Source organism: [Pseudopropionibacterium] massiliense, from assembly GCF_900607225.1.
Classification (GTDB): domain Bacteria; phylum Actinomycetota; class Actinomycetes; order Propionibacteriales; family Propionibacteriaceae; genus Arachnia; species Arachnia massiliensis.
In genome coordinates this window covers 2,391,410-2,412,255 of record NZ_LR027842.1, presented here as the reverse complement: position 1 = coordinate 2,412,255, position 20,846 = coordinate 2,391,410, and the positions used below count along the sequence as shown (strand labels likewise).

Below are 20,846 nucleotides of genomic sequence, written 5' to 3'. Positions count from 1 at the left end.
CGGGTCTTGCGTCGGGTTTTGTCGACCGGGTGCCAGGGGTGGTTTCGACTCGGGCTGCTCGTTCCTCGCGGCCCGGCTCAACCGGCTTCAAAGCCCGGCTCGATCACCCTTCAACGCTTCGAGCGGTGGGCGAACTGCGCCGGATCGACGCCGAGCAGGCGGGCCCGCTCGGCGGTTTCCCCCGTCACCAGCACATCCGTGCCGCGCAGCTGATCGACATCGGCCGCCCCCAGCAGCGTCATGAGCGTGCGCACGTGATCGATCCACGTGGTGAGCTCGATCCGAAGTTCGTCCGGGCCCTTCTTGACCAGGGTGCGCAGGAAGTGCCCCGAGACGCCGACGGCGCGTGCGCCCAGCGCGAGTGAACGCACGACGTCCAGCGGGGTGCGCACCCCCCCGGACGCGAGAACCGGCAGCCCGGTGGGTTCGTCCCCCCACAGCGCATCCAGCAGACACAGCACCGCCGACTGCCCCCACCCGGTCAGGTACGAGTAGTCTCGGCGGTGGCGCCGCTCGTTCTCGATGGCGATGAAGTCGGTGCCGCCCGTGCCCGCCACGTCGACGGCTGCGACGCCCGCCAGTTCCAGCATCGCCATCGCGCGGCGGGAAAGGCCGAACCCCACCTCCTTGGCGATGACGGGAACGGGCACCGCCGCGACGATGGCCGCGATCCGCTCGGGCCAGTCGCGGAAGTCCCGGTCCCCCTCGGGCATGACCAGCTCCTGCGCCACGTTGAGGTGGATCTGCAGGGCATTGGCCTCGAGCATCTCGACGGCACGCACCGCATCCTCCGGGTTGACCGTCGGGCCGACATTGGCCAGGACGAAGGCGCGCGGGGCCTCGCGGCGAATGATGCGGAAACCATCCTCGCGCCCGGGATCCTTCAGGGCGATGTGCTGCGAGCCGCAGGCGATCGCCACGCCCGCATCGGAGGCGGCCCCGGCCAGGCCGGCGTTGATCTCCGCCGTGGCCCGGGTGCCTCCGGTCATCGCATTCATGTAGAACGGCACATCCCAGCGCACACCGCACACGGTCGTGCCCGGATCGGTCGAGTCGACGGAGGTGCCGGGCAGGGCGTGATGGATGAAGGAGACGTCGTCGAAGGCGTTGGACCGGTCCCGGTCGTGCAGGCGCACGGCCAGGTTCAGGTGCTCGTCCTTCCGGGAGGCGTGTCCCGGGGCGCCGCGATCGGGGGTCATGGGGTTGCTCCGGGACGGGAATGGACCGTCAGGTCGAGGGGGTGGACACCCGCCTCCTCCCACGCGGCGCACAGGGCGGCGGTGTCCGTTTCGGGCGGGCACAGGGCGATTCCGCAGTCCCCGCCCCCGGCTCCGGAGCTCTTGGCCGCCGCCCCGTGCGCCTGGGCGATCTCCACGAGACGCCGCAGCTGAAGGGTTTCGATGGCGATCCCGCTGGTGCGGCTGAGATCGAGGAGGAGCCGCCGGTTCTCCTCGATCCGGCGCATGATCCCGGGCGAGTCGTTGTCCTCGAGCGCCCGCATCAGATGCTCCAGGCAGTCCTCGCTGCCGCGCAGGAATGCCGTGTAGGCGGCGTCATCGGTTCTGTGCGCACCGGCCTGGACACCCGCAACCAGCCGGGGGGTGGATGCGGGGGCGCCGGTCCATCCCACGCGAAGAGTCAGGTCGGGGGCGGGCAGGCGGTGGATCTCCAGCAGCGGCCAGCGCGCGCCCACCAGCCGGCCCAGACCGTTCTCCGCGTTCGTTCTCCCGCGTTCCCTGCGCAGCCAGGCACGGTCGGGGGAGGTGTAACCGACCCATCCGGTGAACGCGCTGGCGGCGATGTCGCCGCCGGAACCGATGGGCTGCACGGCATCGCTGGCCAGCAGCGCCAGCTTGTAGACGACCAGGTCGTCCAGGGGCAGGTCGTAGAAACCGGCCACGGCCCGCACCGTCGCCACGGTCACCGCCGAGGAGGACCCTAGGCCGAGTTTGCGTCCGCTGCCGTCGTCCAGCTCGCTGGAGACGTCCAGGTCGAAGAACCGCATCGCGCCGCCCGCCTCGCGCACCATCTGCTCGACGACGCGGATCGCCGAAACCACGTAGTCGTCGAACTGCTCCTCGACCTCCAGCACGTCGTCCTCGATGCGCCGGTACCACGTCAGGGAGCGCGTCGCGTACAGGTCGGAGGTGATGCGGCCGGCGTGCTCGGCGGCCGTCACCCGGACGGTGATGAAACGGTCGACCGCGACCAGCACCGCCCGGTGGCCGGGTTCGACCACGGCGTACTCGCCCGCCATGTAGAGCTTTCCGGGGGCGCTGGCCGAGATCACGCGGTGACCTCCTCGACGCGCACGCCCCCGCCCGGGTACCTGACCGACGCCGTGGCCCCGGGGACGCGGTCCCGGAGAACATCCGCGACCCGGTCTGCATCCTTCCTCGCGGTGAGGACCTTCACGTTCGGGCCGGCGTCGATGGTGGCCCAGACGGGGAACCCCTCCTCGCGCATGACACGCACCGTGTGCAGTACGGCGAGCGTTTCCGGCAGCCAGTACACGACGGAGGGCCGCGACGCGATCATCGCGGCGTGCATTCCCAGGGCATTGGCCTCGACGACCTCACCCAGGCGTGGCAGGTCGCGGGCGCGCACCGCTTCCAGCGCCGCCCGCAGATCCTCGTGGCTGGCCTCGACCCAGGCCCGGTAGAGCGGCGAGGTGGTCATGGTGTGGCGCATGGCCTGCGTGCTGCTGATGGTCTTGCTCCCTGCCGAGACAACGACGACGACCATGGCCGGGTCCAGGCCGCAGTCCACGGGTTCGGCGTAGGAGGTTTCGTCGTCGACGCCGGCGTTCCACAGCACCAGGCCGCCGAAGACCGAGCGGGTGGCCGACCCGGAGCCGCGCCGGGCGAGCCTGGAGAGCGCACGCTCGTCCAGGGGCATGCCCGCCGCGCGCGTGGCGGCCGCGGCGAGCGCGGCGAACCCAGCCGCTGAGCTCGCCAGGCCGGCCGCGAGCGGCACGGTGGAGGAGGACGTGACGCTCGCCGCCACCGCCGTGCCCGACCGGGCGCGCACGAGGTCGAGGAACCGGACGACCCGGTCCCGGGCCGTCCCGCCAGGGGTGGTGCCGTTGATGGTGATCGCGTCCTCGCCCGCGGCGCCGCCGTCGAAGGAGACCGTGGTGGTGGTCCGGGTCCCGCCGAGGGTGAGCGACAGGCTCGACGTCGCGGGGATCGCCAGTGCCTCGTCCGCCTTGCCCCAGTACTTGATCAGGGCGATGTTGGTGTTCGCGCTGGCCGTCGCGGTGATGGTCATTCGTTCACCTCGCTGACGGGCATCCGGTGGGTCCAGGTCGCGGGTGCACCCGCGTGTTCCAGGGCGGTGCGGACACGGTCCGCCGCCTGCGCGCTGTCCGCCAGGGCGAGCACGCACCCGCCGAGCCCCCCGCCGGTGAGCTTGGCGCCCAGCGCCCCGGCCCGGCGGGCGGAGGCGGTGAGTTCATCCAGGACCGGCAGGCTCAGCCCGAGTTCCGCCAGCACCGTGTGCGCCCGGTTCATGGCTGCTCCGAGGGCGGGTGCGTCGCCGCCGTCCAGGGCAGTGATCGCTTCGCGTGCGAGCGCGCCGAGTTCGTCGATGAGCGGTCCGATGGTTCCGGTGTTCTCCTCGTAGCGTCGTCGCAGGCCGCCGACGGCCTGGCGGGTGCTGCCGTGGACGCCCGAATCGGCGATGACCAGGTGCGCGTGTTCGATGCGCTGGCTGAGGGGGCGCATCCGGCCGCCCTGGAACCGTATGGGGTGGGAGGAGCTGGTCGCCGCCGCATCCAGCCCGGACGGTTTTCCGTGTGCCACCTGCTCGGCCAGCTGGGTCAGGGCGAACAGCTCGTCCTCGGACGCGTCGCGCCGGCAGGCGTCCAGGACGGCGCGGATGATCGCGCCCGCCGCGGCCGCGGAGGAACCCAGGCCGCGTTCGTGGGGGAAGTCGCTGCGGGTGGTGATCTCGAAGGGTCGTGCGGGGCATTCCGAGAACTCCCGGGCCGCTTCGAAGGCCTGCACGATGCAGGCGAACCGGGGGCCGGCCTGGTCCATGGGGCCACGGTGATCGAGACTGTTCAGCCGTGAGGGGCCGTTGACGGGCGTGGCCGTCGCCAGCATCTGCAGATCGTGGAGCGGCACGGCCACGGCGGGGTGTCCGTACACGACGGAGTGTTCGCCCAGGAGGATGGCCTTCGCCCAGGTGCGGCCGCGGCCCTCACGGGCGGGGGAGTGCCTTTCCAAATTTCTTTCCTTGCCTGTGGCCCGGGTGCATGGGGAGCGACCCGGCGCGTCGCTCCCCACCACTGACGGTCCTCAATGTCTCGAGGCCGGAGGTGGGGCGGGAAAACAGTATCGGCCCCTTCCGTCCGGCCGCAAGCCCTGCCGGGACGGGGCGGGTGGTCATCGCCCCGCGCCCTCACTCATGCGCGACGCCGACCCCCCATTCCCAGCAGCCACATCAGGTAGAGCCCGCCGAGGGCCGAGCTGATCAGTCCGACGGGGATCTGGAAGGGACTGAGCAGCCGTCCCGCCGTGAAATCGGCCAGGACCAGCAGGGCCGCGCCCACCATGAATGTCGGCAGGAGGTTGATCCCCGCCGAGCGTGACAGCCGGCCCGCCAGCTGGGGAGCGGCCAGGGCCAGGAAACCGATCGGGCCCGCCGCGGCCACGCACACCGCTGCCAGGACCACGCCGTAGCCGATCATCGCGGAACGGGTCCGGCGAACCCTGAGGCCGAGTCCCGAGGCGGTGTCGTCGCCCATCTCCAGGATCCTGCCTGGCCCGGCCAGCCACAGGCCCACCGGGAGCAGCAGGACTGCGGTGATCAGCAGAGGGGTGACGGTGGCCCAGGTGATGCCGTTGAGGCTGCCGTGCTGCCAGGTCTTGGCCGCCTCGGCCGACTCGATGTCGGTGGCGGCCAGCAGGTAGTCGTTGAGGGAAGCGAGCATCTGCCCCAGGGCGATACCGGTCAGTACGAGGGTGTCCCCTCCGACCCCGCGTCGTGCCGTCAGCAGCACGACCACCGCCGCCGTGGCGGCGCCGCCGACGATCGCGCCGGCCCCGGTGATCAGCGTGCTGGATGAGGCGAACACCAGGATGGCGAACAGGCCGCCCGTTGTTGCGCCCCGTGTGAAACCGACGATGTCGGGGCTGCCCAGGGGGTTGCGGGAGACGCTCTGGAAAATCGCGCCCGACATCCCGAGCATGCCGCCGATGATGATGGCTCCCGTCACCCGCGGCAGCCGCTGTTCGAGAACGATGAAGGGGGCCAGATCCTCACCTCTTCCTTGGAACACCTCCAGGAGCATGTCGAGGGACACCGGGTAGGCCCCCGTGGTCAGCGACGCCACCGAACCCGCCAGGAAGACCAGCAGGGCGATCCCGGCCACCACCAGCGACCGCCCGTGCAGCAGGAAACTGCAACGCGCCCCGGAGCCGAGGGCGAGTCGGCGATGACCGGGTGGAGCGCCCAGGGTGTGAACCGATTCCGCGGTCATGCGCCCCTCCTGATCGTCCGGTTCGTCACAGCAAGTACCAACAGCACGGGTGCCCCGATGAAGGCGGTCACGATTCCGGCCTCCAGCTCCGTGGGGCGGATCAGGAGCCGTCCCGCCACGTCGGCCGCCAGCAGGAGTCCCGCCCCCACCACGACCGACCACGCCAGCAGGCGTCGCTGGTCGGCCCCCACCAGCAGGCGGACCACGTGGGGAACGACCAGACCGATGAAGGAGATCGGGCCGACGGCCGCCGTGGCCGCCCCGCACAGCAGGGTGAGGGCGATGAACGCCCCGCCCCGCACCACGGCGAGGTTCACCCCGAGCGCCGTGGCCTGTTCGTCGCCGAGGGCCAACGCGTTGAGGCTGTGCGCGGATGCCAGGGCCAGGACCAGGCCGACCGCCAGGAACGGGGCCACCCAGAGCAGGACCTCCAGTTTCCGGTTCTCGAGCGAACCCACCACCCAGAACCGGTACGAGTCGAAGATCTTGCTGTTGTACATCGTGATGGTGCCGGTGATCGACGACAGACTGGCACTCAGTGCGACACCGGCCAGTACCAGGCGGGCGGGACCGGCATCGGCGGAGCGCCGCGACATCACGTGGACGAGCACAGCCGCCGCCGCCGCGCCGACGAAAGCGAACGGCAGGTACTGGTTCACGGATGTGAACCCGAGCCCCCCGATGGCCGCGACCACCGCGAGGGAGGCGCCCGCGTTGACGCCCAGGATTCCGGGTTCCGCCAAGGGGTTGCGTGTGAGGGCCTGCATGACGACGCCGGCCACCGCGAGGGAGGCGCCCACCACGATCGCGAGAACGGTGCGGTGGATGCGCAGCTCCCACACCACCTTGCTGGCCACCGAGTTGTCGTGCGCCAGGAGCCCCTGCCAGACCTCTTCCGGTCCCAGGGTCCGCGATCCCAGGGCGAGGCTCTCGGTGATCAGCACGAGAAGAACCAGAACCGCCACCAAAGGCGCCAGGGAGCGCGAGAACCCGTTGTGTTGCCGAGCAGAACGAGGGCGACGATTCCAAGCGGGGGCATCGGCCCGGTCAGCGGTGGATCGCACGGTGTGCGGGCCTTTTCCGGGTCGAGGATCGCGACGAACTGCGAGATATGCTGGTTTTTGTCACGGAACTAAGGTTAGCCTTGCCCTCATGAGTGCTTTCCGAGCCACGCGCCCCCAGTATTCCACCGTCTCCCGCCGCACGATCCTGACAGGCGGGGCGGTTTCCGCCTTGGCGGTGCTCGCGGCCTGTTCCTCCAACTCCGCTTCGCAGGATGCATCCTCCGGCGCATCCGCTTCCCCCAGGAGCATTCCGGAGAACACCGCTGTTCCCAGCGAACTGGACAGTGGATTGGGTTCGGGGCAGGCCGACGGGGTATTTCCGCGCACCGTCGTTCATCAGCAGGGCGAGACGACGATCAATGCTGCCCCCACCAAGGTGGTCATCCTTTCCACTGGCCAGGCCGACGCCATGCTGACCCTGGGCATGTGCCCGATCGGATCCACCACCGCATCCGGGGCCGAGGGCCCCGTCCCCCAGTACCTGAAGGACGCCTACCCCGACCAGGCCTCCGCAATTGAGGCCATCACGAAGGTCGGGTCCCGCACCGAACCGGACATCGAGGCCATCGGGGCGCTCAAACCCGACCTGATCCTCACCAACAAGGCAGGCAAGGACGACGCCGACACCCTGTACAAGAACCTGACAGCCATCGCCCCCACCGTCGTGACTCGCGGCACGGGGCAGTTCTGGAAGATCGACTTCCTGCTGCTCTCGGATGCGCTCGGCAAACGGGAAGCGGCCCAGTCCGTGTTGGACGGGCTCACGCAGGAGGCCTCCGAGGCCGGTTCCGCGCTGGGCTCCGCCGGAACGATCTCGCTGCTGCGCAAGAACGGGGAGAAACTCCGCGTCTTCGGGCCGGCATCGTTCGCGGGTTCCGTCGTCGCCGACATGGGACTGCAGCGCCCCGACACCCAGCAGTTCACCGACGGTGTCTCCCAGGAGCTGTCCTCTGAGACCCTCGACCAGGCCGACGGGGACTGGTTGTTCTACGGAGTGCAGGGTGGCAAGGACGAAGAACTCACCGGGCAGGCGCTCTGGGGATCGCTCAAGGCCGTGGGCGCTGGGCACGCCGTCAAGGTTGATGACGATCCGTTCTTCCTGAACGCCGGGCCGACCGCGGCGCATGTCGTCCGCGACCAGATAGTCAAGGCCATCCAGGGTTGAGTGGGAACGACTCCCGGTCCTTCGTGCTGGAGGGCCGGGAACTCCATCTGGGGTATGCCGGCGGCGCCGACGTCGTGGCGGGTCTCGACGTCGGCATCGAGACGGGATCGTTCGCCGTGATCGTCGGGCCGAACGCCTGCGGCAAGTCCACCCTGCTGCGGTCGCTGAGCAAGGTGCTTCCGCCGCGCTCGGGAACCGTCCTGCTCGACGGCAGGGAGATCGCGGGAATGCGTCCCAAGGCCTTCGCGCGGGAGGTCGGTTTCCTGGCGCAGTCATCGATAGCCTCCGAGGGCATCACCGTCCACGAGCTGGTCAGCCGCGGCAGGTATCCCTACCAGAGCGTGCTGCACCAGTGGTCGGACGAGGACGACGAGCAGGTCAGCACCGCCATGGAACGCACCAACGTCAGCGCGCTGGCCGCGCGGCGCGTCACCGAGCTGTCCGGCGGTCAGCGGCAACGGGTGTGGATCGCGATGGCACTGGCCCAGCAGACGCGCGTGCTGCTCCTCGACGAACCCACCACATTCCTGGACCTGGCCCACCAGGTGGAGGTCCTGGAGCTGTGCCGGGAGCTCAACCAGGTGCTCGGCACCACCGTGGTGGCCGTGCTGCACGACCTCAACCAGGCCTGCCGCTACGCGGACCGGATCATCGCCATGCGCGACGGCCGGATCCTGACGCAAGGAAAACCCTCCGATGTGATGACCGCGGAGACGGTGGAACAGGTGTTCGGCCTCAAGGTGTCGGTGACCCCTGACCCGGTGACGGGCACACCGCTGGTGCTTCCGGCTCCCCCGAGGACACACGGCACCGGATAGCGAGCATTCCCGAAAGGTCGCGCGACTGTTTGAAAGAGAAAATGACCCTGATGGCTTGTAGCCTCTGTCCCAGCTGGCGTTCACCGGGAAGAGGTCCTCGCAATGGAGCACACGGAAACATCTGAGAAACCACGGAATCCAGAAGCCGGAGTGAACAGAAGGCTTTTCGGGTGGCGTCCTGGGTGGATCATCCTCGCCGTGACCGCCGCTCTCGTCGTCGCTGGAGGGGCGGTGATACCAGGCCTGCTGAACCGCTCGGCGCCGGAATCCGGGAGATCCTCTTCCACACCACTGGCACTCCCGACCTTCACGCCTCTCCAGGACCCCGGAACCAGCTTCACGAATGGGGCAAGGAAGTTGTGGGAACTCGACCTCGTCGCGGCCTTCCCCGATTACAAGGAGCCGCGCATCTGCTACGACTGGTCGAAGACGCCGCAACACGACGGAAACACCTTGCGGGGTGGCCCCTTGGACGACGGTCCCCTGGTGATCGGTGACGTCTGGGTGGTCTGGGTGGTCAACAACAAGAGTTGTGACGACACCGACCTCGATGCGAATGGCAGCAGACTCGCAGGTGTCTCGGCAGGGACCGGAGAAGTGGTGTGGAGCCTCGACGCCGACTCCAAGTGGAGCTGCGATACGCTTCCCTCCGCTCCCAAAATCATCTGCACCGATCTCGCGGGAACAATCTTCACCCTGGACGAGGCGGGAACTCGAAGTGACCTGATCACATTTCCCCGGGAGAGCGCGGGCGAGGACGGCGGTTCAACGGAAACGGGACGAGTGGCCTCCTGGGCCGACGGGGTGGTCGTCGTGATCTCCGGCGGAAAAGGGAACGGCGCCCACCTGCTCGGACTCGACGGCACGGGCGGCGAGGTCTGGCGAGATGAGCTTCCTGGGGGGTACAGCCTCGGCTGGGAAGTCGGATACCTCGGGGTGACCGGTGATGTTTTCACGATCTGGGAGTATTCGAACGACGCCGGGACTAAGAGAAAGGAACCCACCGAGAAGCTGCGCTCCGCGAGAAACGGGGAAGTGTTGGCGACCAGGGAGAACCCTGTCACATCCCCCTATCCCATCCATGTCGGTCCACGGACTCTGGACGGAAGGAGCAACCCGAGCTTGGCCGAGGCGGGTGAGGGAAGTTTTGAGATCGTCGACACATCGAAAACCGATTACGAGTACGTTTCGTGGCCCGATGGCGTCGGGATCTTGATCCGTGTAGGAGAAGAAGGTGCTGCCAGCCCGGAAGGGCGCTGGACGGAAAGACGCAACATCTCGCTGTGCAATGAGCAGACCGCCAGCAGCTGTCGTGCGGTTCCGGGCCTTGAGGGAATCAGCGGGAAAGCGTACGGGATGCGTTGGCCACGGCTGGTCAACGTGGACGGCAAGGTGCATGTGATGACCTCGTTCAAGAACGAGGAGGAGACTCCGAACCTCGGCTATGCAGTGGCCCCTGTGGATTTCAGCCACGAAGCATCGAAAGGCGAACTTGGATTCACCATCGGCGACGAGGAGGTGATGGGGGTATCCGACGGTTTCAATTCCATCGTCGTCGGCAAGAAATCCTCGGATGAGGTCCGCGCCCAGTACGTCGGCTCCGGTGACGTGGTCGACATCTCGGTGGGCGACGGCGGTGATTGGTACCCGGTGCCCCGCATGCCGGGGAACCGAATACTCCTGGGCAGGAGCGAGAAGGTCGGTGAGGTCAGGGGAGAAACCCGCCTGGCTGCGTGGGGGCCCGCCTGAGCGACCACGCCGGGGCGAACGGTCGTGGCCGGTTCCGTTGGAGCGCACGGTTGCCTGAAAATCGCCGAGGAACCGCGCGCCCGGCGTTCGGAGCCGGTCACGCGGTCAGGGTGCTGACCGCCACCACGTCGGATCGCTGGCTCGCCGCATCCGTGGCGGGTGAGGTCGAGGTGAGGACGGCCGTTCCCAGGGACAGGGCGATCAGGGTTGCCGCGGCCCACATCTTCGTGTTGCGGATGAAGGTTGTCATGGTCTGCTCTCTTTGCGAGGGTCGTTGCTGATTCCATCGAACAACGTCTGGCTGTGGGTTTGCTGTGCGCCTGCTGAGCCGTGGGTTTGAGCTGGGGCGGGGAATGAGCCAACCACCAGAGCGATTTACAATTCAATCAGCTTTGGTCTGTCCGATGCGAAGACGTGCAGTTCGGAATCTTCAGCGTCGGCGACGTGATCACCGACCCCGCCGCCGGGCGTACCCCCCACCGAGCACGAGCGCATCAGGGCCACCGTCGAGATCGAGAGGCTCGCAGACGAGGAGGGGCTCGGGGCGGTCCGCACCGGGGTCTTCGCCGTCACCGAGGACTTCGGAGGTTCGGGGTGGCGGCACTCCGGCGGCGCATCGACGAGGCGGTGGAGGAGCTGCGCTCCTGCCTGACGGGCCCTGAACGCCGACTTTCTCCGTCGACGGGTGCGAGCAGGTCACCCCCTTCGAGGAACTGCTGAAACGGGGACAGTAGGAACACCCGCGAGTCGATTCGACCGGCCCCGGGGCCAGGAGAGCGGCCATGGAAACGACGAAACGCCTGGTCACGTATGACCAAGCGCGTTTCATCCGCGACCCCGGTTGGATTCGAACCAACGACACCCGCTTTAGGAGAGCGGTGCTCTATCCCCTGAGCTACGGGGCCAACTGTGGCAGCTTATCCCATCCGGTGGCGGTCCGTGCGACCCGGCCTCGCACGGACCCGCCACCGGCGGTGATCAGCTGGGCTTCGGGGCGCCCTTGCGGGCGTAACGCTGCCAGGTGATGACCACCCCGCCGAGGGCGAAGACCACACCGACCCAGTAGAACGCGACAGCACCCAGCAGAGTCACGCCGACGCCGAACAGGAACGGCCCGAAGGCGGCGATGGCGGCCGTCCAGCCGATCACACCGCCCGCCTGCCGCGGCTCGAAGATCATCGGCATCTGCTTGAACGTCGAGGCGTTGCCGATCCCGGAGAACAGGAAGATCGCGAGCATGCCCCACAGGTAGAGGTTGAAGCTGCTGTCGAGAGCCACCACCGAGCTCTTGTCCGGGGTCAGACCGAGAATGGTGACCGGAATGGAGATCACCAGCCCGATCCCGGAGATCAGGGTCCAGATCGCGCCACCCATCTTGTCGGTCAGTGGCGAGAAGGCCACCCGCGCCCCGGCTCCGACCAGCGGGCCCAGGAAGGCGTAGACAGCCGGGTCCTTGAGCGCGTAGCCCTGGGCGACGAGGTCCTCCAGGCCCGCCCCCGAGCCGTACAGGTTGGCCATGAGCAGGCCGAACAGGGCCGACAGACCCGAGAACGTGCCGAAGGTCATGATGTAGAGGTAGGTCATCCACCAGGTGTCGGGGTTGCTGAAGATGTCGAACTGCTGCCTGATGTTGGCCTTGATCGGCACGGATTTGAGCGCCAGCCAGGCCCACACCGCGATGGCCACCAGCAGCGGCACCCACACGAAGGCCGCGTTCTGGTACCAGACGTCACCCTTCGGGCCGTGCTGGGCGGCGCCCAGCCAGGACACCATGGAGAAACCGATCAGCCATGGGGTGAGCAGCTGCACCAGCGAGACACCGAAGTTGCCGATGCCCGCCTGGAGGCCGAGCGCGGTGCCCTGGAGGCGCTTCGGGAAGAAATAGGAGGTAGAGGGCATGAAACCGGAGAACGCGCCGCCACCGATGCCCGCCAGGAAGGCCAGGGCCATGAACAACCAATAGGGGGTGCCCGGGTTCTGGACTGCGAACCCCCAGCCGATCAGCGGCAGGATCATCAGCACCGACGTGATGGTCACCAGCTTCCGGGTGCCCAGGATCGGGGGCAGGACCATCCACACCAGGCGCAGGATGCCCGCGGACAGACCCACCATGGAGGTCATCCAGTACAGCTCGTCCTTGCTGAAGGCGAAGCCGATGGATGTGAGTTTCGGGATTATCGCGCTCGGCAGGAACCAGGACACGAACGCCATGGTCAGCGAGAACGTCGTGATGGTCAGGGTGGTCCAGGCGATCCTGGAGTCCCACTTCGATTCGTCCTGGGGATCCCAGTCCTCGAGCCACTCCCCGGAGCGGGGTTTCTCTGCTGGTGTGCTCATTGGTCTTCCTTCTCCTTCCTACGCGGACTGGGTGCCGTCGGGGACCTCGACGAGGTCCTTGTCGGGGTTCGCCCGTTTCATGCGGGAGATCACGAGGTGCATCCAGATCAGCGTAAGGCCTGTCAGGACGGTCAGTACGATGAAGGGGGTGGAGGCCAGCCCCGTGAACTTCTCGATGTAGGCGAACATCGGGGGAAGGAAGAAGCCACCCAGGCCACCCAGCATGCCGACGAGACCCCCGACGGAACCGACGTGGTGCGGGAAATAGGTGGGGATGTGCTTGTAGACCCCCGCCTTGCCGATGCCCATGGTGCAGCCGATCAGGAAGACCAGCGTCACCACCAGCCACAGCGGCAGGCCGTAGGCGTTGCCCTGCTCGTCGACCCCGCTGGGGATGCACAGGACGGTGAAAAGGGCGCCGATCGGCACGAAGGTCGCGTACATGGCGGTGCGGGCACCCCAGCGGTCGGAGACCCAGCCGCCCAGCGGCCGCAGCAGAGAGGCGGGGAAGATGAAGGTGGTGGTCAGGAGGGCGGCGGTGCCGAGATCGACCCTGAACACGTCCTGGTAGTAGGTGGGCAGGATTGCCGAGTAGGCAACGTAGGCCCCGAAGACGATCACGTAGTAGAGGCTGAAGCGCCACACCCGGATGTCCTTGAGCGGCGTCAGCATCTCGGAGATCCTGGCGCTCGCCCCCGGTGTGCGATCCGGGAAGGGGGTGATGAACCACTGGAGGATCCCGACCACGATCAGCAGGATCGCGTACACGATGGGGATGAGGCGCCAGCCGCCGGGGAGGAAACCGAGCACGGCGCTGCCTGCGGTGGCCGTGATGATGCCGGGGCCGATGATCTTGGTGACGGAGGCGCCGACGTTGCCCGCGCCGAAAACGCCGAGGGCGAAGCCCTTGTGCTGCGGGGAGTACCAGGCCGAGTTCCACGCGACACCGGCCGAGAACGAGTTGCCGACGATGCCGACGCAGAAGGCCAGGACCAGCAGCATCGCGTAGTTGTCGGCGAAGGAAACCGCCAGTGAGGCCACTGCCCCGAAGGTCATCATCACGGTGAAGACGATCTTGCCGCCGAAACGGTCGGCGAGGATTCCCGCGGGCAGGCGCCACATGGAGCCGTTCAGGACCGCGACGGCGCTGATCCAGCTCAACTGCACGGAGTCCAGGCCGAACTCCGTCTGGATGGGTTTGCCGAGGATCCCGAACATCAGCCACACGGCGAACATCAGGGTGAACGAGATGCTGGACATCGTGAGGACACGCACGGCGCCCGGGGCCTCATGATGTCTGGTTGTGTCGGCGCTCACGGCGCTCCCTCCATTGGGGGATGGTCCCTTTTAATTGCTGGCAGGAGCCTATGTGTGGCTGTAGTATCAAGTCAACAGACGAGGCCGGGAAGGCCTAACAGCCGGGGCTTAAAGCAAGAAGTTCATTGCTAAATTCTCGTTTCGGACTGGCCGGGGCTTCCCTTTTTATTCTGATTGCAGGAGGACGTCGGTGACCGTCGTGAGGCAGCTGGCCGGGGGCGAACAAACCGCATCCGCGCAGGATTCTGCCCTCGACCTCCTCGCGCGCCATCCTGAGGGTCTGACGGTCGCTGAGGTCGCCGAGCATCTCCGGCTGCACGTAACGACCGTCCGGGTGCACCTCAATCGGCTCGTCGCCGAGGAACGGCTCCTGCAGCGCGACGAACGGGTGGGGGTCGGGCGGCCCCGGCGCCGCTACTTCCCGGTGCCCCGCGCCGTCCCCTCGGTCACCATCCAGGACGATTACCAGCTGCTGGCCGAGGTGCTCGCCGAGGTGCTGGACGTCGAGAGCGCCAAGGCCGAGGAGGTGCTGAGGGAATGGGCGATGCGCACCCTGGACGCCGACGTCCTGGGGCTGCCCACGCCTTCCGAGGTCGGCTGGCAGGACAAGGCCGACGTCGTGCTCAGGCTGTTGAGGTCCTGGGGATACGACCCCCGGGTGACGCGGACCGGGCCGTGCTGTCTGGCCGCGGAGCTGCGCGGTTGCCCACTCCGCGGGGCCGCTTTCTCGTCCCCCGAGGCCGTGTGTGGCGCACACCGGGGGCTCATCCGCGGGGCTCTGGGGGCGCTCGGGGAACCCGACACGGACGTCGAACTCGAAGCAGACCTCTCGGGCGGACCCTGCTGCCTGAGGCTCAGCCGGGAAACCGGACACGAAGGAGAGAAGCAATGACCAACACGTACGAGGTGGGCATGGACGGTCCGTTCACGGATCTGCTGGTTGACACCGGCCGGTTCTTCACGCGGGGTGAGGTCTCCCGTGACGGGCGCACCGTCCACAAGAAGGGCGGTCGCAGCGACTCCTTCTACCGGGACCGCTGGGCCTACGACAAGGTGGTTCGCTCCACCCACGGGGTGAACTGCACCGGGTCGTGCTCCTGGAAGGTCTACGTCAAGGACGGGATCATCACCTGGGAGGCGCAGCAGACCGACTACCCCTCCGTCGGTCCCGACCGGCCCGAGTACGAACCCCGCGGCTGCCCGCGCGGAGCGTCGTTCTCCTGGTACACCTACTCCCCGACCCGGGTGCGTTACCCCTACATCCGGGGCATCCTGCTGGAGATGTACCGGCAGGCCAAGGCCCAATACGGTGATCCCGTGCTGGCGTGGGCCTCCATCGTCCAGGACGAGGAGAAATCGCGCACCTACAAACGGGCCCGCGGCAAGGGCGGTTTCGTCAGGGCGAACTGGGACGAGGCCGTCGAGATGGTGGCCGCCGCCCACACCTACATCATCAAACGCTGGGGTCCCGACCGGATCGCCGGTTTCTCGCCGATCCCGGCCATGTCGATGGTCTCCCACGCATCCGGTGCCCGGTACCACAGCCTAATCGGCGGCTGCATGCTGTCCTTCTACGACTGGTACGCCGACCTGCCGCCCGCCTCGCCGCAGGTCTACGGCGACCAGACCGACGTTCGTGAATCAGGCGACTGGTGGGATGCCGGCTACCTGATGTTGTGGGGTTCGAACGTGCCCCTGACGCGTACGCCCGACGCCCACTGGATGACCGAGGCCCGCTACCGCGGTCAGAAGGTCGTGGTCATGTCGCCCGATTACTCGGAGGCCACCAAATTTGCTGACGAGTGGGTTCCGGTCGCGCCCGGCACCGACGCGGCCCTCGGCATGGCGATGGGGCATGTGGTGCTCAAGGAGTTCTTCGCCGACCGGCGGGTGCCGTTCTTCGACGAATACAACCGCACCTACAACGACTCCCCGTTCCTGATCACCCTCGACGAACACGCCCCCGGTGTGTACCGGCCGGGCAAGAACCTCGTCGCGGGCGATGTCGGCGGGGACCTGGCCGAGCAGGCCAATGCCATGTTCAAGCCGCTCGTGTGGGACGAGAACACTGACCGGGTCGCGAGCCCCAACGGCACCCTCGGGCATCGTTTCGGCGACGCCGATGCGGGCAGGTGGAACCTGGTCCTGGGCGACATCAAACCGGCCCTGACCATGATGGACACTCCCGGGCACGAGATGGTCGAGGTGGAGCTGCCCTGCTTCGCAAACGATGCCGAGGAGCCCTTCGGGGTGCGCCGCGGGGTGCCGGTGCGCAGAGTCGGGGACCGGCTGGTCACCACCGTCCTCGACCTGCTGCTGGCCCAGTACGGCGTGGCCCGCCCAGGCCTGCCCGGCGCCTGGCCGAAGGATTACGACGATGTCGAGGGCATCTACACCCCCGCATGGCAGGAGACCATCACCAACGTTCCCGCCGCACAGGTCATCCGGGTCGCCCGCGAGTTCGCGCAGAACGCGATCGACACCAATGGGCGCTCCATGATCATCATGGGGGCTGGCACCAACCACTGGTACCACGCCGACGTGATCTATCGGACCATGCTGACGCTGATCCAGTTCTGCGGTTGCGAAGGGCGCAACGGGGGTGGCTGGGCCCACTACGTCGGTCAGGAGAAGGCCCGCCCCATCACGGGATGGGCCACCATGGCCTTCGCGCTGGACTGGCACCGCCCCGCCCGGCAGATGATCCACACCGGCTACTGGTACATCCACACCGACCAGTACCGCTACGACACCTTCGACGCCGATGCTCTTTCTGCTAAGAAGTTCGGCAACGGCCTGTTCGACAAGAAGGTCACCTCCGATCTGTACGTGCAGTCCGCGAAACTGGGCTGGATGCCGTTCTTCCCACAGTTCGAGAAGAGCCCCCTCACCCTGGCAGACGAGGCTGCCGCCGCCGGGCAGGAGGCCCCCGACTACATCGTCGATCAGCTCAAACAGGGCAGGCTGAAGTTCGCGGTCGAGGACCCCGACAATCCCGAGAACTTCCCCAGGGCACTGACGCTGTGGCGCTCCAACCTGATCGGCAACACCGCCAAGGGCGATGAGTACTTCCTGAAGCACCTGCTCGGCACCGACCACGCCGTCACCGCCGCCGAGGCGGAAGGGGAGATGCGCCCCAAGGACATGGTCTGGCGGGAGCAGGCGCCCGAGGGCAAGCTCGACCTGCTGTTGACGCTGGACTTCCGCATGACCAGTTCGACGTTGATGTCGGACGTGCTGCTGCCCGCGGCCACGTGGTACGAGAAGCACGACATCAACACCACCGACATGCACCCGTTCATCCACCCGTTCACCCCTGCCATCAATCCGCCCTGGCAGGCGAAGACGGACTGGGAGGCGTTCCAGTTGATCGCCGACAAGCTCTCCGAGCTGGCCAAGGATCACCTCGGGGTGCGCAAGGACGTGATGGCCACCCCGCTGATGCACGACTCACCGGACGCGATGGCCATGCCTCACGGTGTGGTCAGGGACTGGAGCAAGGGCGAGGTGGATCCGATCCCGGCGGTCACCATGCCGCGCCTGACCGTCGTCGAACGCGACTACACCGCGATCGGGGCGAAATACGGCACCGTCGGTCCGCTGCTCGACAAGCTCGGCACCGCCCAGAAAGGCCTCGTCACTGACGTCACGTCGGCCATCGAATACCTCAAGGGTAAGAACGGCACCCGCCGTGGCGGCCCCGCCGACGGCCGTCCGCAGCTGGACAATGGGATCGACGTCGCCGAGGCGATCATGTCGCTGGCCGGCACCACCAATGGGCACCTGGCCACCCAGGGGTTCAAGACCCTGGAGAAACGGACCGGCATGCAGCTGCACGACCTGGCGGCTGAACACGAGGGCAAGCACATCAAGTTCCAGGACATCGTCGCCCAGCCGCAGCCGGTGATCACCTCACCCGAATGGTCGGGCTCGGAGTCGGGAGGCCGCCGATACGCCCCGTTCACCATCAACGTCGAACGCATGAAGCCGTGGCACACGCTCACCGGGCGCATGCACTTCTACCTCGACCACGATTGGATGATCGCGCTCGGTGAGCAGCTGCCCACCTACCGCGGTCCCCTCAACATGACCCGACTGTTCGGGGAAACACCCCTCGGCGAGGTCAACGAGCTAGGGGTCTCGGTGCGCTACCTGACCCCCCACTTCAAGTGGGCCATTCACTCGCAGTACCAGGACAACTGGTTCATGCAGACGCTCTCCCGCGGAGGTCAGCAGATCTGGATCAGTCCGCAGGACGCGGCTAAGGTCGGGATCGAGGACAACGACTGGGTCGAGCTGGTCAACCGCAATGGCGTCGTCAGCTGCCGCGCGATCGTGTCGCACCGCATGCCCGAGGGCACCGTGTACATGTACCACGCTCAAGACCGCCTCATCGAGGTTCCTCTCACCGAGCGCGACGGTCGCCGTGGCGGCATCCACAACTCGATGACCCGCATCATGGTCAAGCCGACCCACATCGCCGGTGGCTACGGACAGATCGCCTTCGCGTTCAACTACTACGGACCTACGGGTAACAACCGTGACGAGGTCACGATGATCCGCAAGCGTTCCCAGGACGTCACCTACTTCTGAGCCGGAAAGGACCTAATCAACATGCGAATCATGGCCCAGATGGCGATGGTGATGAACCTCGACAAGTGCATCGGTTGCCATACCTGCTCGGTTACCTGCAAGCAGGCCTGGACGAACCGCTCCGGCACTGAGTACGTGTGGTTCAACAACGTGGAGACCCGCCCGGGTCTCGGCTACCCCCGGGAATACGAGAACCAGGAGAAATGGCAGGGTGGTTGGGAGGTCACCAAACGCGGCAGGCTGCGCCTCAAGGGTGGTGGTCGGTTCCACAAACTGCTCAACATCTTCGGCAACCCGAAGATGCCCGAGATCGACGACTACTACGAGCCGTGGACCTACGACTACCAGAACCTGCTGAACGCCCCGGCGGGGCAGAAGCACTTCCCGGTGGCTACGGCCCACTCACTGATCACCGGCGAGAAGATGACCCCGAAGTGGGGTCCGAACTGGGACGACGACCTGGGCGGTGCGGTCGAGTACGGGCACAAGGACCCGATGCTCAAGGGCATCGAGGACAAGGTGAAGTTCGAGTTCGAACAGACCTTCATGTTCTACCTGCCGCGCATCTGCGAACACTGCCTCAACCCGGCGTGCGCGGCCTCCTGCCCCTCCGGTGCGATCTACAAACGCGCCGAGGACGGCATCGTCCTGGTGGACCAGGACCGCTGCCGCGGCTGGCGCATGTGCATCTCCGGCTGCCCCTACAAGAAGGTCTACTTCAACCACCACACCGGCAAGGCCGAGAAATGCACCTTCTGCTACCCGCGCGTGGAGCTGGGGATCCCCACGATCTGCGCGGAAACCTGCGTCGGACGGCTGCGCTACATCGGGTTGATGCTCTACGACGCCGATGCGGTTCTCGTTGCAGCGGCCGAACGCGACGAACACAAGCTGTACGAGAAACAGCTCACGGTCTTCCTCGACCCGGAGGATCCCGAAATCCGTGCCGAGGCGGAACGCCAGGGCATCCCGCACGACTGGATCGAGGCGGCCCGGCGTTCCCCGGTGAAGAAACTCATCATGGATCACCGGGTGGCGCTTCCCCTGCACCCGGAGTACCGCACCATGCCGATGGTCTGGTACATCCCGCCGCTGTCGCCGATCGTTGACTCCGTCGCCTCCACCGGATACGACGCAGAAGACGTCGACAACCTGTTCGGGGCCATCGACGTGCTGCGCATCCCCATGGAGTACCTGGCCAACCTGTTCACGGCCGGCAACGTCACCCCGGTGCGCGCCGCCCTGGAGAAGATGGCCGCGATGCGCTCCTACATGCGCGACATCAACCTCGGAGGGGCCGGCAACGAGGAGATCGCCGCCAAGGTCGGCATGACCGGCCAGGAGATCCAGGACATGTTCCGGTTGCTCGCGATCGCCAAGTACGACGAGCGCTACGTCATCCCGCCGTCGCACAAGGAACAGGCCCACAGCCTGGAGTCGATCTCCACCGAATGCCCCGTCGGCGAGGGTGGCACGGCCCCCGGCAGCGGTCCCGTTGCCGTGACGATCGGCAGCTACTCGGCCGCGAAGGCCCGGCGGGAGAACGCTCAGGGACAGGGCACCTTCCTCGACTGGGACGGCCACGGCATACCGACCTCGGGGGTGAAGTGATGAGACGCTGGCTACCCGGCATCGGACGCCGGGCCCCGAACGTCCCGGCCCGGGAGCTGCCCGACGACCAGCTGCGCGTGACATGGCAGGCCGTCTCCCTGCTGCTGGACTACCCGTCGGTGAAGCTGTTCCGGAACCTGACGCGGCTTCGTGATACGGCCGGGCGGCTGCCCGCCACGGTGGGGGAGCCGCTGATCGGGGTGATCGACCACCTCGAAAAGCAGGGCCTGGAGGCCTCCCGGCAGGCCTACGTCGAGACCTTCGACCACACCCGCAAGTGCGCCCTGCACCTGACCTACTACGCCCACGGCGACAGCCGGAAACGGGGAGTGGCCCTGGTGCAGTTCAAACAGGCCTACCGCCGCGCCGGGATGGAGGTCAGCGACGAGGAACTGCCCGACCACCTGTCAGTGGTCCTGGAGTTCGGGGCCCTCGGCGACCTGGATGTCGCCTGGGAACTGATCAACCGGCACCGCGCAGGGGTGGAACTGCTCGCCATGGCCCTGGAGCACCGGGGATCTCCCTGGCACGGGGCGCTGGCCGCCCTGCGCGCCACCCTGCCCGCCATCGACGGTGAGCAGGCCGAAACCGTCGCGAAACTGCTCCGCGACGGCCCCGAAACCGAGGACGTGGGGCTGGAACCCTACGGCATCGATCCGTTCCTGAACCCCCGTCCCGACGAAGACGCTGAACTGCTGGGAGTCTGA

At 67.2% G+C, this 20,846-nt stretch carries 16 protein-coding genes and 1 tRNA gene; 7 read left to right on the top strand and 10 right to left on the bottom strand.

Annotated elements, in window-relative coordinates; genetic code table 11:
- Positions 1-110: 110 nt before the first annotated feature.
- The 6 genes from fni to E0E39_RS10735 form a co-directional block, all read right to left on the bottom strand.
- The gene (gene fni / locus E0E39_RS10760; RefSeq protein WP_130874729.1) at positions 111-1,199 is read right to left on the bottom strand and encodes a type 2 isopentenyl-diphosphate Delta-isomerase; all 1,089 of its coding nucleotides are present in this window, start codon (positions 1,197-1,199) and stop codon (positions 111-113) included.
- Positions 1,196-2,290 carry a phosphomevalonate kinase gene (locus E0E39_RS10755; protein WP_130874728.1) on the bottom strand — a complete coding sequence of 365 codons (1,095 nt, stop codon included), beginning with the start codon at positions 2,288-2,290 and terminating at the stop codon, positions 1,196-1,198. The genes fni and E0E39_RS10755 overlap by 4 nt, the downstream gene beginning before the upstream one ends.
- The gene (gene mvaD, locus E0E39_RS10750) at positions 2,287-3,270 is read right to left on the bottom strand and encodes a diphosphomevalonate decarboxylase (protein WP_130874727.1); all 984 of its coding nucleotides are present in this window, start codon (positions 3,268-3,270) and stop codon (positions 2,287-2,289) included. Before mvaD ends, E0E39_RS10755 begins: the two co-directional genes overlap by 4 nt.
- Positions 3,267-4,229 carry a mevalonate kinase gene (gene mvk / locus E0E39_RS10745; protein WP_130874726.1) on the bottom strand — a complete coding sequence of 321 codons (963 nt, stop codon included), beginning with the start codon at positions 4,227-4,229 and terminating at the stop codon, positions 3,267-3,269. Before mvk ends, mvaD begins: the two co-directional genes overlap by 4 nt.
- 179 nt (positions 4,230-4,408) lie before the next feature.
- Complete coding sequence (locus E0E39_RS10740; protein ID WP_130874725.1) at positions 4,409-5,485, bottom strand: FecCD family ABC transporter permease; 1,077 nt, start codon at positions 5,483-5,485, stop codon at positions 4,409-4,411.
- Positions 5,482-6,450: a FecCD family ABC transporter permease gene (locus E0E39_RS10735; RefSeq protein ID WP_245988284.1), complete on the bottom strand. Its 969-nt coding sequence runs from the start codon at positions 6,448-6,450 to the stop codon at positions 5,482-5,484. Before E0E39_RS10735 ends, E0E39_RS10740 begins: the two co-directional genes overlap by 4 nt.
- 187 nt (positions 6,451-6,637) lie before the next feature.
- On the opposite strand from E0E39_RS10735, the gene E0E39_RS10730 reads away from it, so the two are divergent.
- The 3 genes from E0E39_RS10730 to E0E39_RS10720 all read left to right on the top strand — a co-directional run bounded on the left by E0E39_RS10730 (position 6,638) and on the right by E0E39_RS10720 (position 10,281).
- Complete coding sequence (locus E0E39_RS10730) at positions 6,638-7,714, top strand: ABC transporter substrate-binding protein (protein WP_130874723.1); 1,077 nt, start codon at positions 6,638-6,640, stop codon at positions 7,712-7,714.
- On the top strand, positions 7,711-8,532 hold the full coding sequence (locus tag E0E39_RS10725) for an ABC transporter ATP-binding protein (protein ID WP_245988283.1): 822 nt from the start codon (positions 7,711-7,713) through the stop codon (positions 8,530-8,532). Before E0E39_RS10730 ends, E0E39_RS10725 begins: the two co-directional genes overlap by 4 nt.
- Positions 8,533-8,682: 150 nt before the next feature.
- Positions 8,683-10,281, top strand: a complete 1,599-nt coding sequence (locus E0E39_RS10720) for a hypothetical protein (RefSeq protein WP_130874722.1) — start codon at positions 8,683-8,685, stop codon at positions 10,279-10,281.
- A 97-nt stretch (positions 10,282-10,378) separates the two neighbouring features.
- Here E0E39_RS10720 and E0E39_RS15810 read toward each other — a convergent pair whose 3' ends face one another.
- The 4 genes from E0E39_RS15810 to E0E39_RS10700 all read right to left on the bottom strand — a co-directional run bounded on the left by E0E39_RS15810 (position 10,379) and on the right by E0E39_RS10700 (position 13,935).
- Positions 10,379-10,531, bottom strand: coding sequence for a hypothetical protein (locus E0E39_RS15810; protein ID WP_165444744.1), 153 nt, complete (start codon positions 10,529-10,531; stop codon positions 10,379-10,381).
- A 582-nt stretch (positions 10,532-11,113) separates the two neighbouring features.
- Positions 11,114-11,186: transfer RNA gene (locus tag E0E39_RS10710), tRNA-Arg, on the bottom strand.
- Positions 11,187-11,259: 73 nt separating this feature from the next.
- On the bottom strand, positions 11,260-12,618 hold the full coding sequence (locus E0E39_RS10705; protein WP_130874721.1) for an MFS transporter: 1,359 nt from the start codon (positions 12,616-12,618) through the stop codon (positions 11,260-11,262).
- Between the two features lie 18 nt (positions 12,619-12,636).
- Entirely contained in the window at positions 12,637-13,935 is a 1,299-nt protein-coding gene (locus E0E39_RS10700) for an MFS transporter (RefSeq protein WP_130874720.1), read from the bottom strand.
- A 190-nt stretch (positions 13,936-14,125) separates the two neighbouring features.
- Between E0E39_RS10700 and E0E39_RS10695 the strand changes: the two genes are divergently transcribed.
- Genes E0E39_RS10695 through narJ form a run of 4 tightly spaced genes read left to right on the top strand, consistent with a single transcriptional unit; the run spans position 14,126 to position 20,846 of the window.
- Positions 14,126-14,827, top strand: a complete 702-nt coding sequence (locus E0E39_RS10695; protein WP_165444743.1) for a helix-turn-helix transcriptional regulator — start codon at positions 14,126-14,128, stop codon at positions 14,825-14,827.
- Entirely contained in the window at positions 14,824-18,528 is a 3,705-nt protein-coding gene (locus tag E0E39_RS10690; RefSeq protein WP_130874718.1) for a nitrate reductase subunit alpha, read from the top strand. Before E0E39_RS10695 ends, E0E39_RS10690 begins: the two co-directional genes overlap by 4 nt.
- A gap of 21 nt (positions 18,529-18,549) precedes the next feature.
- Complete coding sequence (gene narH / locus E0E39_RS10685; RefSeq protein WP_130874717.1) at positions 18,550-20,139, top strand: nitrate reductase subunit beta; 1,590 nt, start codon at positions 18,550-18,552, stop codon at positions 20,137-20,139.
- A complete protein-coding gene (narJ, locus tag E0E39_RS10680) occupies positions 20,139-20,846 on the top strand; it encodes a nitrate reductase molybdenum cofactor assembly chaperone (RefSeq protein ID WP_130874716.1) in 708 nt (235 codons plus the stop codon). Before narH ends, narJ begins: the two co-directional genes overlap by 1 nt.

Coding starts and splice junctions, on each gene's coding strand:
- E0E39_RS10740 (WP_130874725.1), bottom strand. CDS start 5,485: ATGACCGCGGAATCGGTTCACACCCTGGGCGCTCCACCCGGTCATCGC.
- narJ (WP_130874716.1), top strand. CDS start 20,139: ATGAGACGCTGGCTACCCGGCATCGGACGCCGGGCCCCGAACGTCCCG.
- narH (WP_130874717.1), top strand. CDS start 18,550: ATGCGAATCATGGCCCAGATGGCGATGGTGATGAACCTCGACAAGTGC.
- E0E39_RS10730 (WP_130874723.1), top strand. CDS start 6,638: ATGAGTGCTTTCCGAGCCACGCGCCCCCAGTATTCCACCGTCTCCCGC.
- E0E39_RS15810 (WP_165444744.1), bottom strand. CDS start 10,531: ATGACAACCTTCATCCGCAACACGAAGATGTGGGCCGCGGCAACCCTG.
- E0E39_RS10690 (WP_130874718.1), top strand. CDS start 14,824: ATGACCAACACGTACGAGGTGGGCATGGACGGTCCGTTCACGGATCTG.
- fni (WP_130874729.1), bottom strand. CDS start 1,199: ATGACCCCCGATCGCGGCGCCCCGGGACACGCCTCCCGGAAGGACGAG.
- mvaD (WP_130874727.1), bottom strand. CDS start 3,270: ATGACCATCACCGCGACGGCCAGCGCGAACACCAACATCGCCCTGATC.
- E0E39_RS10705 (WP_130874721.1), bottom strand. CDS start 12,618: ATGAGCACACCAGCAGAGAAACCCCGCTCCGGGGAGTGGCTCGAGGAC.